Genomic DNA, 242 nt, shown 5'->3' on the forward strand with positions numbered 1-242 from the left:
GTTCCGAAAGATGCTGGTCGGCGCCGACCGCGCAGGAGTTGTAGCCGGTCATGTTGGAGAACACGCCGCCTGCCTGCGGCGACAGCATGAAGTCGATGAAGGCATAGGCCTGCTCGACATTCTCGGCACCCGCCGGAATCGCGATGGTGTCGGTCCAGGCAAGCCCGCCTTCCTTGGGCATCGAATAGCGCCATTTCGGATCGCTCGTGCGGTTGAGCAGGATCCCGGTGGTGTCCCAGGTC

1 protein-coding gene is annotated in these 242 nt (G+C 63.2%); it reads right to left on the minus strand.

The window, feature by feature from the left end; translation table 11 throughout:
- A partial coding sequence (locus tag ACSNOK_RS35870) for an extracellular solute-binding protein (protein WP_436784841.1) occupies positions 1-242 on the minus strand: 242 nt, incomplete at both ends.

This window comes from Streptomyces sp. URMC 126 (genome assembly GCF_051386555.1).
Taxonomy (GTDB): Bacteria; Actinomycetota; Actinomycetes; order Streptomycetales; family Streptomycetaceae; genus Streptomyces.